At 68.2% G+C, this 14165-nt stretch carries 14 protein-coding genes; 5 read left to right on the forward strand and 9 right to left on the reverse strand.

Going from position 1 to position 14165, the window contains the following annotated elements; genetic code table 11:
• From aceA to H289_RS0108050, 4 genes are all read right to left on the reverse strand, one after another.
• Window positions 1–2277 (reverse strand): isocitrate lyase ICL2, encoded by a 2277-nt coding sequence (gene aceA / locus H289_RS0108035; RefSeq protein ID WP_020100257.1) that lies wholly within the window; start codon window positions 2275–2277, stop codon window positions 1–3.
• 74 nt (window positions 2278–2351) lie between these two features.
• Window positions 2352–2747 (reverse strand): tautomerase family protein, encoded by a 396-nt coding sequence (locus H289_RS0108040; RefSeq protein ID WP_029104939.1) that lies wholly within the window; start codon window positions 2745–2747, stop codon window positions 2352–2354.
• A 27-nt stretch (window positions 2748–2774) separates the two neighbouring features.
• Window positions 2775–3557, reverse strand: coding sequence for a glutaminyl-peptide cyclotransferase (locus H289_RS0108045; RefSeq protein ID WP_196810000.1), 783 nt, complete (start codon window positions 3555–3557; stop codon window positions 2775–2777).
• A gap of 8 nt (window positions 3558–3565) precedes the next feature.
• Window positions 3566–4201, reverse strand: coding sequence for a GAP family protein (locus H289_RS0108050; RefSeq protein WP_020100260.1), 636 nt, complete (start codon window positions 4199–4201; stop codon window positions 3566–3568).
• Window positions 4202–4275: 74 nt separating this feature from the next.
• Between H289_RS0108050 and H289_RS0108055 the strand changes: the two genes are divergently transcribed.
• From H289_RS0108055 to H289_RS0108075, 5 genes are all read left to right on the forward strand, one after another.
• On the forward strand, window positions 4276–6813 hold the full coding sequence (locus tag H289_RS0108055; protein WP_036420315.1) for a DEAD/DEAH box helicase: 2538 nt from the start codon (window positions 4276–4278) through the stop codon (window positions 6811–6813).
• Between the two features lie 26 nt (window positions 6814–6839).
• Entirely contained in the window at window positions 6840–7985 is a 1146-nt protein-coding gene (locus tag H289_RS0108060; protein WP_020100262.1) for an acyltransferase family protein, read from the forward strand.
• A gap of 9 nt (window positions 7986–7994) precedes the next feature.
• The gene (locus tag H289_RS0108065; RefSeq protein ID WP_020100263.1) at window positions 7995–8495 is read left to right on the forward strand and encodes a UCP032817 domain-containing protein; all 501 of its coding nucleotides are present in this window, start codon (window positions 7995–7997) and stop codon (window positions 8493–8495) included.
• Between the two features lie 64 nt (window positions 8496–8559).
• Entirely contained in the window at window positions 8560–9141 is a 582-nt protein-coding gene (locus H289_RS30020; protein ID WP_231387972.1) for a hypothetical protein, read from the forward strand.
• A gap of 62 nt (window positions 9142–9203) precedes the next feature.
• On the forward strand, window positions 9204–9479 hold the full coding sequence (locus tag H289_RS0108075) for a hypothetical protein (protein WP_020100265.1): 276 nt from the start codon (window positions 9204–9206) through the stop codon (window positions 9477–9479).
• A gap of 9 nt (window positions 9480–9488) precedes the next feature.
• Here the strand turns inward: H289_RS0108075 and H289_RS0108080 are convergent, their stop codons facing one another.
• The 5 genes from H289_RS0108080 to H289_RS0108100 form a co-directional block, all read right to left on the reverse strand.
• A complete protein-coding gene (locus tag H289_RS0108080) occupies window positions 9489–10172 on the reverse strand; it encodes a sensor domain-containing protein (protein ID WP_020100266.1) in 684 nt (227 codons plus the stop codon).
• Between the two features lie 183 nt (window positions 10173–10355).
• Complete coding sequence (locus H289_RS0108085) at window positions 10356–10982, reverse strand: FKBP-type peptidyl-prolyl cis-trans isomerase (protein ID WP_036420355.1); 627 nt, start codon at window positions 10980–10982, stop codon at window positions 10356–10358.
• A gap of 25 nt (window positions 10983–11007) precedes the next feature.
• Entirely contained in the window at window positions 11008–11622 is a 615-nt protein-coding gene (locus H289_RS0108090) for a class I SAM-dependent methyltransferase (RefSeq protein WP_029104942.1), read from the reverse strand.
• Window positions 11623–11648: 26 nt separating this feature from the next.
• Entirely contained in the window at window positions 11649–13505 is a 1857-nt protein-coding gene (locus tag H289_RS0108095) for a transketolase (RefSeq protein ID WP_231387973.1), read from the reverse strand.
• Between the two features lie 93 nt (window positions 13506–13598).
• Window positions 13599–14138, reverse strand: a complete 540-nt coding sequence (locus H289_RS0108100; protein WP_020100270.1) for a cysteine hydrolase family protein — start codon at window positions 14136–14138, stop codon at window positions 13599–13601.
• Between the last annotated feature and the right edge of the window lie 27 nt (window positions 14139–14165).

Here is a 14165-nt window from a genome sequence, read left to right on the forward strand (position 1 = left end):
CTAGTCCTCCTTGCGGATCAAGCGGCCCAGGGCCTCACGGTCCGGTGCCAGCAGTTCGTCGATCCGCGCCTTGTTCACATCGGCGACGATGATCTCGCCGACCTCCTGGTAGACGTTGCTGAACAGGCCGTGCGACTTCATCTTCTCGGTCTGATAGATGTTGTCCTCGGTCGGCGTCACGTAGTAGACGATCTCCGACTTGAAGCGGTGGATCAGCCAGACATGGATCAGATCCATCAGGCGCTTCTGCCGCAGCTTCTCGGCGAAGGTGTTCTGGTCGCGCACCGTCAGGATGTTGCGGCCGTAGCGGTCCTTGATCGGGTCGACGACGACGTTGGCCAAGGGCTCGTCGCCGCTGCCGTAGATACCCAGATCCAGGACGTCGGAACCGGCGCGGCGGGGCCGCAGCTGCACGTGCAGCTTCTCTCCGATCTGGTAGTGGTCGCTCCACATGGCCAGCCACTCTTCGAGCAGCTTCTTGGGCACCTCGGTCTGGACGAGGTGCTGGTGTTGCGTGGAGCCGGCACCCATTGCCTTGGTGGTCGCGGTGCGGCCCGACGACGCGGCCAGCGCGGCATCGCTGCGCGGCCCGCCGACGAGCGTCTGCGGTGTGCGGTAAGGAGATTCGACGAGCCGCATCTTGCGTTGCAGCCGGGCCAGCGCCAGCATGCCCTCCTGTCGCAGGGACGTCGCGAACTCCTCGCACGCCACACCGTCCACCTGGTGGCCGCCGTAGGTGATGAAGTTGAAGACGAAGCCCATCTTGCCGAGTTCCTCTGGGAACGCCCGCATCTCGTCATCGGTCATGCCGGTGGTGTCCCAGTTGAACGACGGCGACAGGTTGTACGCCAGCATCTGGTCGGGGAATTCGGCGTGGATGGCTTCCGCGAATTCCCGGGCGTCGGCCAGGTCCGCGGTTTTCGTCTCCATCCACAGGATGTCCGCGAACGGCGCGGCCGCAAGGGATTTCGCGATCGCGTACGGGATGCCGCCGCGCACCTGGTAGTAGCCCTCGGGGGTCTTGGCGAGCTCGCAGTCCCACGCCACGTCGGCGCCCAGTTCACGGGCCTTCTCCCGAGCCGCATACAGCGACGCGCGGGCTGCGAACTTGCGCCACTCCTCGGGGCTCACCGTGGTGGCCTCACCCTCCTTGGCCCGGAACTGCAGCACTTCGGCCACGGCCTCGCAGTAGGTGTTCAGGCCCGAATCCGCCTGCCACGCCTCGACGAACTTCGACTCGACCTTGTCGAACACCGAGTCGACGGACTGCCCGGAGTTCTGGTCCCAGGCGGCGGCCGCCTCGTCGATGAGGCCCGCGATGCCGTGACTGTCCAGCCAGGCGTCGGCGGATGCGTACTGGCCCTCGGGCAACGCGTAGAGCAGGTGCCCGCGCAGGTCGGTGACACCCTTGTCGTGGAAGCGGCGCACCATCGCCAGGAAACAGGACTTGTACGACGGGATGTTGAGATTGGTGGCGCCCAGCAGGAACGGCTGGTCGCGCTCGTCGGCGGCACTGTCGATGAGGTTGGCGGCCTCGGCGTCGGTGCGCGCCACGATGATTCCCGGCACACCCATCATGTCCAGCTGGAAGCGCGCGGTGTTGAGGCGCTTGAGCTGTTCATCCGAGGGCACGAGCACCTTGCCACCCTGGTGGCCGCACTTCTTCGTGCCGGGCCGCTGATCCTCGATGTGGTAGCCGGGGACGCCCGACTCGACAAAACGGCGAATCAGGTTGCGTACGTGGGCATCTCCGCCGTGACCGGTGTCGGCGTCGGCGATGATGAACGGCCGATAGTCGATCGCGGGCGTGGCCGCGCGCTGTTCCTCGGTCATCTGCAGGCGTAGGTACTGCTGGTTGCGGTCCGCGGTCAGCAGGGCACGCACCAGCCCGGCGGCCTCGTCGGGCACCTGGCTCAGCGGGTAGCTGGCCAGGTCGGGCCCGGGGTCCTCACTGATGGAGCCCTTGGCCGACGTGGCCCAGCCACCGAGGTAGATGCCTTCGATGCCGATCCGCTTCATCACCACCGCCTGGCCGGGGGAGTACGGCCCGAACGTCGTGATGCTCTTCTTCTGCGCGAACAGCTCGCGCAGCCGCGGATAGAACGCTTCGGCGGCCTGCCGGGCCACCGGATAGTCGGACGGGATGGTGCCGCGCTGTTCGACGACCTGCCGCGCGGTGTAGAGCCGCGTGATGCCGTCGAAACGGGGGCTGTCGAAATACTCCTGCACGTCGGCGACGTTCTGCTCGAACGACGTCGCAACTGCTTCGAGAGTCATGGACTGCTCCTTGCTGAGCTGGTTTCCGATGAGCTCTCCGAGCCTATCGCCGCGGGGCTGCCGTGAATACGCGATCAGACATTCACATCGAACCCGAGGGCGACGTCGCAGGCGGCCTGTCCGCCGCGGATACCCCAGTTCTCGAGCGCGCTCTCGCGGAGCAGGATCGTGATGTGGTCGGCCGGAATGTCGAAGGCGGCAAGGCGGCCCGTGATCTCGCGGTACAGCGCGCGCTTGGCGTCCACCGACCGCCCGGCGAAACAGTCGACGGTCACCAGGGTGTACCGCTCGGGATGCGCGAGATGCGGCGCGTGCGAAAACCGGTGCGGCTCATGGACGAGGAGCCGGACGTGCTTGTCGCCGACCGGGATCTGGAACGCGGCGACCAGTGCAGCGTGGACGGCATCGATGATGGCGACCTCGTCGGACTGGCTGTACTGACGGCGGACCTCGATCAGTGAACTCGGCATGGCGCTGATCGTCACACCCGGCCGCCGTCAGCGCACCTGAATTTCCGCCGGTGTCGCCGGTTCGAACCGCACCCGGTAGACCGCCGGCCAGTACTTGCCCGTGACCAGGAACTGCCCGTTGCCGCTCGCCCCGCCGAGATGCGCGATGCCGTTGAGCACCCCGATGTCGCCCTGCCAGGCGGCGTCGCGCAGGCCGGTGGCGTATGCCACGGCGGTGACGACGCCCGTGGTGGCGTCGATCTCGATGATCTGGTCGGTGGGGAACACGTTGGCCCAGATCCGGTTTCCGACGCAGTCGAGGCTGTTGAGCCCCGACACCTGAATTCCGTTGTAGGTCACCGCCAGGGTGCCGGTTTCGCGCATGTCGCCGAGACGATGGATGCGCAGAACCGGGGACCCGTCACTGCGGATCAGCCGGTCGCCCGCGCGGCACAGGCCCCAGCCCTGACCGTCGAGCGGCACCTCGCGCAGCATCGTCAGCGTGGCCTTGTCCCACTCGATGGCGACGCCGTTCTCGTACGTCAGCTGCCACAGGTGCGCGCCGGCGTCGGCGATGCCCTCGCCGAAATACGCCGGCGGCAGCGGGACCGCGCGCCGCAGCTGGCCCGTGCCGGCGTCGAGCTCACGCAGTTCGGATTTTCCTTCGAGGCCCGTGCTCTCGTACAGCGTTGCGCCCTCGACGAACATGCCCTCGGTGAAGGCGACGGTGTCGTGGTCGATCCGTTCGAGCACGACGGGCCGCAGCCGGGCGACCTGATCGGCGGCGGCGGTGGGGACCATCGTGAGCCCCACCAGTAGTACCGCGGCCATCAGGTATCTCACAATGACGCCACCACGACCAGGAGCGAGCCGACGGCCGTGAGCGTCACGGCGGTGATCGCGGCGGTATGTTCCTGTACCCAGTGGCGCATCCGCTCCAGGCCCTTGTCGGCGTACCGCGAGGCGACGAGGTGCGCGAGGATCGGCGCGGCAGTGGTGGATCCGGCCAGCACGACGAAAAAGCCGATGGCACCGGCCTTTTCGGCGGGCGCGGTCAGCAGGGCGTCGATGGCCACACCGCCGGCGACGCACGCCAGGATGAACTTCGGGTTCGCGACCGCGAAGACCAGCCCGGTGACACCCGTGACCACTGGCGACGCGGACTGCAGCCGCGTGAGCCAGCCCGTCGCCTGCGCGTAGTGCGCGCGCCGCAGCCACGTGACGACACCGAGCACGATCAGCACGATGCCGATGCCGAGCTGCAACCGGGAACTGGTCGCGGCGGCGTGCGACCGACCGACGGGCGACACCAGCACCACCGCGCTGATGACGGCGGCCATCCCGGCGAGCCACCCGCACAGGTAGGTCAGGCCGGTGCTGCGGGGCCGGTCCGAATACAGCAGGAGCAGCACCGGCGGCAGGACCGCCATGGGGGACAGCGCCACGATGAGCGCGTCGGGGATCAACCACGTCACACGAGCCATCTTGCCTGCGCGCAGCCTGCCCGCCGCAGACGCGCGTCCGGTGATCGGGCAGGCTGGTGTCCACGATGGCACCCCGCATATCCCTCTTGGACGACCCCGCCGACCTGTCCGCGCTGCGCGCGACGGGCGCTGACCCCGACGAACTGCTGGCATCGTTCGCCGTGTGGGCCGAGGCGTCGGGGACCGCGCTGTACCCGGCGCAGGAGGAGGCCCTGATCGAACTGGTCAGCGGCGCCAATGTCGTGCTGGCGACGCCGACCGGTTCCGGCAAGTCGCTGGTCGCCACGGGCGGGGTGTATTTCGCCCTCGCCGCGAACCGCCGCAGTTACTACACCGCGCCGATCAAGGCATTGGTCAGCGAGAAGTTCTTCGCATTGTGTGACGTCTTCGGCGCCGCGAATGTGGGCATGCTCACGGGCGACGCGGCGGTGAACGCGGGGGCGCCGATCATCGCGTGCACCGCCGAGATCCTCGCGAACATCGCGCTGCGGGAAGGCGCCGAGGCGGACATCGGGCTGGTGGTGATGGACGAGTTCCATTTCTACGGCGACCCCGACCGCGGCTGGGCGTGGCAGGTGCCGCTGCTCGAATTGCCCAAGGCCCAGTTCCTGTTGATGTCGGCGACTCTCGGCGACGTGACCGTCCTTCGCGAGGACCTCACCCGGCGTACCGGCCGGCCGACGGCACTGGTCGCCGGCGCCGAACGCCCGGTGCCGCTGTTCTACAGCTATGCGACGACCGCCATGCACGAGACCATCGCCGACCTGCTGCAGACCAAGCAGTCGCCGATCTACGTCGTGCATTTCACGCAGGCCGCCGCGCTCGAGCGGGCGCAGGCGCTGATGAGCGTCAACGTGAGCACCAAGGAGGAGAAGGCCGCCATCGCCGACCACATCGGCGGTTTTCGCTTCACGACGGCGTTCGGCTCGACGCTGTCGCGGCTGGTTCGGCACGGCATCGGCGTGCACCACGCCGGCATGCTGCCCAAGTACCGGCGCCTGGTGGAACAGCTCGCCCAGGCCGGGCTACTGAAGGTCATCTGCGGCACCGACACTCTCGGCGTGGGCATCAACGTGCCGATCCGCACCGTCGTCTTCTCGGCGCTGTCGAAGTACGACGGCACCCGAACCCGGCTGCTCAACGCCCGCGAGTTCCACCAGATCGCCGGCCGCGCCGGACGGGCCGGCTACGACACCGCGGGCACCGTCGTCGTGCAGGCTCCCGAGCACGAGGTCGAGAACCTCAAGCAGTTCGCCAAGGTCGCCGACGATCCGAAGAAGCGGCGGAAGCTGGTGCGCCGCAAAGCTCCCGAGGGCATGGTGCCGTGGGGTGAGAACACCATGAAGCGGCTCGTCGAGGCCGCACCCGAGGCGCTCACGAGCAACATGCGGGTGTCGACGGCGATGATCCTCGACGTCGTCGACCGTCCCGGTGATCCCTGCCTGGCCATGCGCCGGTTGCTCAGCGAGAACCACGAACCACGGAAACGGCAGCTGCGGCACATCCGCGAGGCGGTCGGTATTGCTCGTTCACTACTGCAGGCCGGGGTGCTGGAACGTCTGGCCGAACCGGAACCGGATGGGCGCCGGTACCGCCTCACGGTCGACCTGCCGCCGGATTTCGCCCTCAACCAGCCGCTGTCGACGTTCGCGCTCGCCGCTGTCGAACTGCTCGACCCGGATTCGGATACCTTTGCGCGCGATGTGGTTTCGGTGATCGAGGCGACCCTCGAGGACCCGCGCCAGATCCTGGCGGCGCAATTGAAGAAGGCCCGGGGCGAGGCCGTCGCGGCGATGAAGGCCGAGGGCATCGAGTACGACGAACGCATCGAACTGCTCGACGACATCACCTACCCGCGTCCGCTCGACGATCTGCTGACGCACTGCTTCGAGGTGTATTGCCGGAGCAACCCGTGGGCGGCCGACGGGCACCCGGCGCCGAAGTCCGTCGTGCGCGAGATGTGGGAGCAGGGGCTGACGTTCAAGGAGTACGTCAGCGCCTACGGTCTGACCCGAACCGAGGGCGCGGTGCTGCGCTACCTGTCGGATGCCTTCAAGGCGCTGCGTTCCGGCGTGCCGGCGGCCGCCCGCACCGACGAGCTCACCGACATCGTCGAGTGGCTGGGTGAGCTTGTGCGCCAGGTCGATTCGAGCCTGCTCGATGAATGGGAGCAGTTGACGAGCACCGATCAGGTCGACGAGGTCGCGGTCATGGCGCCGGTGCGGCCGCTGACCGGCAACGAGCGGGCATTCACCGCGATGGTCCGCAACGCGCTGTTCCGGCGCGTGGAGCTGTGGGCCCGGCGCCGCTGGGCGGAACTCGGGGCCTTGGATTCCGGATCGGGGTGGACGGCGCAGCGCTGGGAGGCGGTGGGAGAGCAGTACTTCGCCGAGCACGAGGACATCGGCACCGGGGCCGACGCCCGCGGGCCCGCCATGTTGATCTTCGACCGGGCGCCCGGCGTGTGGCGGGTCCGTCAGATCCTGGACGACCCGGCGCACGATCACGACTGGGGTATCGACGTGGAAGTCGACCTGGCCGCGTCCGACGAGGACGGCGCACCGGTGATCCGGGTCGTCGATGCCGGGCTTTTCGGTAGCTGAGCGCACTTCTCGGGCACACTGGGCGCATGACCGCCCCTGCCCCCGAGCCCGTCAGCGGGACCCGAGGGTTCCTGCCTGCGGTCGAGGGGCTGCGGGCGGCGGCGGCATTGGGTGTCGTGCTCACGCATGTGGCGTTGCAGACGGGCTACACCGACGGTGTCGTCGGCCGGTTGCTGGCCCGCTTCGACCTGTCGGTCGCCGTGTTCTTCGCGTTGTCGGGTTTCCTGCTGTGGCGCGGTCACGCCGCCGCGGCGCACGGGCTGCGGGCCGAACCCGAGGTGGCGCCCTACTACCGCTCCCGGCTGGTCCGCATCATGCCCGCGTACCTGCTGACGGTGGTCACGGTGCTGACCCTGCTGCCGGATGCCCGCAGCGCGGACCGCACGGTGTGGATCGCGAACCTGACGCTGACCCAGGTCTTCGTTCCCAAGACGCTGATCGCCGGGCTCACCCAGATGTGGAGCCTGTCGGTCGAGATGGCCTTCTATCTCGTGGTGCCCCTGCTGGCGCTCCTGGTCGCGAAACTGTCGCTGCGGCTGCGGGTCCCGGTCATCACGGGCGTGGCGCTGCTCAGTTTCGGCTGGGGCTATCTGCCGATCCCGGCGTATCACGGAGCCAATCCGCTGAATTGGCTACCGGCCTACGCGTCGTGGTTCGCCGTCGGGATGTTGTTGGCAGAGTGGATGTTCCGGCCGTACGGCTGGCTGCACCGGTTGGCGCGGCAGCGTTCGATCCTGATGCTCGTGGCGGTCGTCGCGTTCCTGGTCGCGGCTTCGCCGCTGGCGATGCCCGGGGCACACCACCACGCCACCCTCGGACAGTTCATCGTGCGGACCGCGCTGGGCGCCGTGATCGCCGGGGCGCTGCTGGCGCCGCTGGTCCTGGACACCCCGGACGGCCGGCATCGCGTGCTGGCCGGTGCCCCGATGGTGACGCTCGGCCGGTGGTCGTACGGACTGTTCCTGTGGCATCTCGCCGCATTGGACATGGTGCTCGCCATGCTCGGGCAGACGACGTTCCCCGGCGCGCTGCCGGTGGTGATGGTCCTGACGACGACGTTCGGCTTCGCGGTGGCCGCGGTGAGTTACGCGTTGCTCGAGGAGCCGTGCCGGGTGGCGCTGCGGCGCTGGGAAGCCCGGCGACGGGCCACGGTGGCGACAGTCCCGACCTAGAGTTGCAGGGTGCGATTCACGCGTCAGGGGCCGCTGGACCAGATGAACGCCGCGGTGGCGGATCTCGAATTGCCGGACGCGGTGTACAAGACGTGCCCTTGGCAGCCACGGGATCTCGTGACGGAGGGCCTGCGGCAGTGGTTGCGGTGCTGCGGGGCGGCCATGCGCGACGGTCAGGTGATCGGTATGCCGTCGCACGCCGTCGATGAGGCCTGGCACGGCCTGATCCTCTGCACCGCAAGGTATTCGGCGTTCTGCGACGCCGCCTACGGCCAGTTCCTGCACCATCATCCGGAAGGCGGGGCACCCGCCGGTGCGGTGTCGGAGCCGATGCACGAGCAACTCCGGCGGACGGTCATCGCCTGGGAAAAGGTCGCCGGTCCCGGTGAGAATTGCGTGCTGTGGGACCTCGATGAGCGCGTCGGCGTCGAGAAACCGTGGGGGATAGCTGCGGCGCGGGTCGACGAAATCAGGTCGGCGTACCGGGCTTTTCAGGCCCGAACGAGATGACGGGGGCCGGTACACGCGATAGCCTGACCCGTTACGGACGCCGGTGAAAGGACAGACGAGCATTTTGAAGACCGAGCGACAGCGTTTTCGACCGCCGGTGATCGTCGGCGGCATGCTGCTGGCCGGTGCGCTCGCGGCGGCCGGTCCGGCTGCGGCGGACCCGGCCACACCGACGACACCTCCTCCGGGCCAGCCGGTCGTGGAGCCTGCGAGCGGTCCCGGCGGCCCGGTGGCCGCGCCGCCGATCGGCGCTCCGACGGTCCCCGAGATTGAGAACCCGCAGTACGGTGCGGGGAACACACCAGGTCAATTCGGCTACATCCGGGACCTTTGGCACACGTTCCACAGTGGAAATCCGCTGGCAGAGCTGACCATGGTGCCCGAGGACGGCGGGTCCGGGGCTCCGGCGGGTGCCGGCCCTGCGCCCAAACTGCCACCAGGGTTCATCTCACTGACCGATCCGGCGTCGTCGAACCCGATCGTCGACACCGGACCCAAGACCGGTGGACCGGCGCTGCCTCCGGGCTACTACCCGCTGAACGGTCCGCCGCCGCCCGGGTACTACGACGCTCCGGCCACACCGGCACCGGGTGCGCCCGGCGCGCCGCCGCCGGCCGCCGGATTCGCGCCCACCCCATCGCACTGACTCGACGGCGTAATGTGATTACATACGCTAAGTAATCGCAGTCTACGCAGGGGAGCATGTGCATGACCTCGATCAAGAAGACCTTGTCTGCCGCCGCCGTCGCGGGGTCGCTCGCCGCGGCCGCGCTCGGCTTCGGTGTGCCGCTGGCCGCCGCGCAGCCGCCGCCACCGGCGCCCGGGCTGGGCGAGGAGGTCCCGCCGTGGGCCCCGAAGAAGCCGGCTGAGGTCTGGGACGGTCAGCCCGTCGTGTGGACCTCGGCGTGGGGTGGCCGGTGGGGCGTCTGGATCAACGACGGCTTCATCCCGCTGACGTCGAACCCCGTCACCAACGGCGGGTAGCCACCGCCGTCACCATCGTGCCGCGACGTTGGTGCCGATCTGGTTGGCAATCTGGACCGCCGTGTCCGCCGGATCGGGACTGCACGTGTTGATGTCGATGATGACGTTGTTCTTGTGTGCCAAGGCGCGGCCGCACGCCCAACCGGGTGCGGCCGCGTCTTGTTCTGTCGAGACGACGCTGAGGGTGTCGTGCGCGTTGGTGATCGGCCCGACGGACCACTGCGACTGACTCTGCGTGTGCGTGTACTGCTTGCACGCCGGCCACAGCTGCGCTGACGCGTTGAAGAACTCCTGCGCCTTGTCCTGCGTCGGGAACAGGACGACAGCCTGCTTCAGGTAGTGGGTGAACTTGTCCCCGTCGTTCATGCTCTGCTCGCGCTCGGCCCAGAAGCCGCTGTTGGCGTACACCGCCGCTTCGGCGGCGCCGTCGATGACCAGGCACTCGGGCGGCGCCATCGTGGCGCTGTTGTCCGACATGGTGGCCTGGGCGCTGAGCACCGTCATGGCCGCAGACCCCATGGTCGCGTTGACCTGTTCGGGGCTGAGCAGCAGACCGTCCAGTTCCCGTTCGACCAGGGGCCGGGCCACCATCGGCGGCGTGGTCACGGGCACGGCCGTGCCCGTGGTGCTACCACATCCTGCGGTCAGAACCGCGACCATGACGACGGTGACGGTGCCGACTGAGCTGCGCATATATCCTCCCGTCGCGGCAGCGGCGACCAACTGACATGCGGCGCTGTCCTCCCCAGCGCGGCACTCCAACGCTTCCATTGTGGCGTCAGTTGAGGTCGGGGCCACCTTTGCTCGACGGTGTTTCGCGGTAACGATGAACCAAGTTCTTGATAACAGGTTCGCCGCACCGCCGCAGCATGACGGTCAGTTCGACACGTCGAGGATCTTGATCGCAAAGACGAGCGAGTCACCCTTCTCGATGCCCGCGCTCGGCTGGCCGTCGGGGTAGCCGTCGGCCGACGTCATCGCGACGGCGACCGTGGAGCCGACCTTCTGTCCGGCGATGGCCTTCTGGAAGCCGGGCACCACGCGCAGGAGCGAGAAGGTGGCCGGCGCGCCGCGGTCGTAGGCGCTGTCGAACTTCGATCCGTCCCGGCCATTGAAGCCCGCGTAGCAGACCGAGACGGTCGCGGTTTCGGGGACGACGGGGCCGGTGCCGGCCTTCAGCGTCTGCACCTGCGTCTGGTTCACGCTGAACGGGCCCTTGACGGTGACGACCGGGGCCGCGGTATCGGTGGATCCGGTCACGGCAACGCTGCCGGTGGCGCCGTTGAGCGTCCACTCGGGCGATCCGCCCTGTCCTTCTGCCGTCGGGCAGGTGCGCGCAGCTGCGGTCGTGGAGTTGTCGAGGGCGGTCACCGGGCTCGGGGTGGTGGTCACCAACGGTGCCTGAGTCGTGGTCGCCGCCGCCGGCTTTTCGTCGGAGCCACACGCGGTGAGGGCGACGGCGAGAGATGCGGCGCAGGCGGTCAGGGCAACGGAAGAGGACACGCGGGAGAAGTTCACCGGTGCCACGCTACCGGGGCGCAATCGGGATGAGGACCGCGACCAGGAAGTCGGATTTGTCGGTGAAGACCCGCAGATCCCAGGTCGACAGCAGCAGATCCGGGGTGAGACCGGCTTGGCTGGCGTCCTGGAAGAACTGACCGAACTCGTAGTCGCGGCCGGCGCCGAACCCGATCACCACGCGGCCGTCGTCGGCCAGGTGGGCACGGAGTCGGGAGAGCACCTGCACGCGCGTGCTGGGGGCGACGAACGTCATGACGTTGCCGGCCGACACGATCAGGTCGAACGGCTCCGGAATACCGCGGGCCGGCAGGTCGAGTTCGGCGAGGTCGCCCACCAGCCAGCGCGGCCCGGGGTGATCCTGTTCGGCGGCCGCGATGAGAGCGGGATCGACATCCACCCCGACCACGTCGTGCCCGGCCGCGGCGAGGTAACCGCCGATCCGGCCGGGGCCACAGCCGGCGTCGAGAATGCGCGCGCCGCGTGATGCCATCGCGTCGATCAGGCGGGCTTCGCCGACGAGGTCCTCACCGGCGCGGGCGAGCGCCCGGAAGCGTTCGATGTACCACTGCGAGTGGCCGGGATCGGCTTCGACTTTCTGCATCCACAGGCTCTGCTCGACCATGTGTCCCATTGTCGCAAGTCCGATCTTCAGCGCGGCGTGCTGTCGACCACGCTCTTGGCGATCAACATCGTCGCGGCCTCCTGGATGTGGTCCGCGTCGATGCCCGCCCAGGCAAGCAGCTCGCGTGCCGTGCCGGACCCGGGCATCCCGCGGACTGCCAGATGCGCGAGGCGAATCTCGGCACGATCGTGCGCGACGAGGGCGTCGAGCACCGCCGATCCGAGACCGCCCTCGGGGTGGTGGTCCTCGGCGACGACGACGCGCCCACCGGTGGCGCCGACAGCCGCGGCGACGGTGGCGGTGTCCATCGGCTTGATCGAGTAGCAGTCGATGACCCGCGCGGTGATGTTCTCGCTGGCGAGTTGCTCTGCGGCGCTGAGGCATTCGTGCACCGTCACGCCTGCGCCGATCAGGGTGACGTCATCGTGATCGGATGCGCGCAAGAGCTTGGCACCGCCCACCGGGAACTCCTCGGTGGCGTCGTACAGCACCGGGTAGGCGCCGCGCGTGGTGCGCAGGTAACAGATTCCCGGGGTCTCGGCCATCGACTGCACCAGGGCGGCCGTGCTGGTGGCATCGCTCGGGTACAGCACGACGGCGTCGTGGACGGCGCGCATCATCGCCAGGTCCTCAAGTGCCATCTGTGACGGGCCGTCCGCCCCGATCTCGACACCCGCATGGGAACCGACAAGTTTCACGTTCGCATCTGAGATCGCGCCCATTCGAATGAAGTCGTAGGCGCGCGTCAGAAATGCGGCGAACGTGGAGGCGAACGGGATGTATCCGCGGACGCTCAGGCCGGTGGCCGCGGCCACCATCTGCTGTTCGGCGATGAACATCTCGAAGTAGCGGTCGGGGAATGCTCGCGCGAATTCGCCCGCGTGGGTGGAATTTCCGACCTCGCCGTCGAGTGCCACCACATGACGGTTGCGGCTGCCGACCGACACCAGCGCGTCGCCGTAGGCCTTGCGCGTGGCGATGTCGGCACCGAGTTGGTAACCGGAGAGGTCCACGGCTTCGACGGCGTCCCATTCCTCTGCCGGCGCGGGCGTCGGTGGCTCGAGGCCGCGCACGATCAGTCGGCGCCGGCCACCGAGTTCCGCAATCGCCCGTTCGGCCATGTCTTCGGGCAACGGTTTGCCGTGCCAGTCCGGGCTGTCCTCCACCTCCGAAAACCCTTTGCCCTTGATGGTTTTGGCGATGATCACCGTCGGCCGGTCCACGGCATCCGGAGCGGCCACGCCGGCCATCGCGTCGTCGATCGCGGTGAGGTCGTGGCCGTCGATGACGACGGTCCGCGCGCCGAAAGCCTGACAGCGCCGCTCGTAGGCCGCGACGTCCCAGCCGAGGTCCGTCGGGCCCCGCTGTCCCAGCCTGTTCACGTCGATGAGGGCGACCAGGTTGTCGAGCTTGTAGTAGGACGCTTTGTCGAGTGCTTCCCACATGGAGCCTTCGGCCATCTCGCTGTCACCGCACAGTACCCAGACCCGGTAGGGCAGTCCGTCGAGGTATTTCCCGGCCAGCGCGAGTCCGACGCCGTCCGGCAGGCCCTGGCCGAGTGAACCGGTCGCCACGTCCACCCACGGCAGTACCGGTGTCGGATGACCTTGCAGGCGTTGCCCGAACCGGCGGTAGCCGTCGATCAACTCTTCGTCGGTGATCGCACCGACGGCCGCGAAGGCCGAATACAGCAGCGGCGACGCGTGACCTTTCGAGAAGATGAGGTGGTCGTTGGTGACGGCGGCCGGATCGCGCCAGTCATACCGCAGGTGGCGGCTGATCAGTACGGCGACGAGATCCGCGGCCGACATGCTCGACGTGGGATGACCGGAGCCCGCGCTGGTGCTGGATCGAATCGAATCCACGCGCAGACGAGCGGCCACTTCGGCCACGGTGTCCATGGGGGTTGGTGGTGGTGTCGTATTCACACACAGCCCATACCCGGTGTCACCGTCGGTACACGCGCGCTCTAAGCGTCACGGCAGACACCGCGTGGATTCGACGATCTGGGCCGCCATGTTGCGCTGCATCATCTTCAGGGCCGCGTCGCCGAGTTCCGGGTCGATGTGCGCGACCGCGTCCGGTGGGACGATGACGTCGTAGTGCCGCAGGTACCCGTCGAGGGCGCTGTAGAGAATGCACTGTTCGGTGACCTGCCCCGTCAGGATCAGCGTGGTCACGCCACGTTGCCGCAGGAGGTAGTCGAGCGCGGTGGCATAGAAGACGCTGTGCCGCACTTTGGTCAGGAAGGTGCTGCCGTCCGCCGGCACCAGCGGCTTGACGAGCTCGGGGTGGCGCCCGGACAACGCGGCGTCGACGATGCCTTCGCCGCCGACGCTGAAGTCTTCGTGATTGTCGTTGACGTACACGACGTCCACGCCTTCGTGTGCTCGGGCCGCCGTCAGCAGCCGGTGCAACGGATCGAGAATGTCGGCGACGTTCGCCGCGAGTTCGTCGCCGTCCTCGTGCCGGTAGTCGTTGAACATGTCGATGATCAACAGGGCGGTGTCACTCACCGAAGGTGCATACCCGGACGTCACCGC

Source organism: Mycobacterium sp. 360MFTsu5.1 (assembly GCF_000383495.1).
In the GTDB taxonomy this organism is placed as follows: Bacteria; Actinomycetota; Actinomycetes; order Mycobacteriales; family Mycobacteriaceae; genus Mycobacterium; species Mycobacterium mucogenicum_B.

Bases quoted from the DNA above. Each gene is read 5' to 3' on its own strand.
- aceA (WP_020100257.1), bottom strand. From the start codon at position 2,277: ATGACTCTCGAAGCAGTTGCGACGTCGTTCGAGCAGAACGTCGCCGAC.
- H289_RS0108040 (WP_029104939.1), bottom strand. From the start codon at position 2,747: ATGCCGAGTTCACTGATCGAGGTCCGCCGTCAGTACAGCCAGTCCGAC.
- H289_RS0108045 (WP_196810000.1), bottom strand. From the start codon at position 3,557: ATGGCCGCGGTACTACTGGTGGGGCTCACGATGGTCCCCACCGCCGCC.
- H289_RS0108055 (WP_036420315.1), top strand. From the start codon at position 4,276: ATGGCACCCCGCATATCCCTCTTGGACGACCCCGCCGACCTGTCCGCG.
- H289_RS0108060 (WP_020100262.1), top strand. From the start codon at position 6,840: ATGACCGCCCCTGCCCCCGAGCCCGTCAGCGGGACCCGAGGGTTCCTG.
- H289_RS0108075 (WP_020100265.1), top strand. From the start codon at position 9,204: ATGACCTCGATCAAGAAGACCTTGTCTGCCGCCGCCGTCGCGGGGTCG.
- H289_RS0108080 (WP_020100266.1), bottom strand. From the start codon at position 10,172: ATGCGCAGCTCAGTCGGCACCGTCACCGTCGTCATGGTCGCGGTTCTG.
- H289_RS0108090 (WP_029104942.1), bottom strand. From the start codon at position 11,622: ATGGTCGAGCAGAGCCTGTGGATGCAGAAAGTCGAAGCCGATCCCGGC.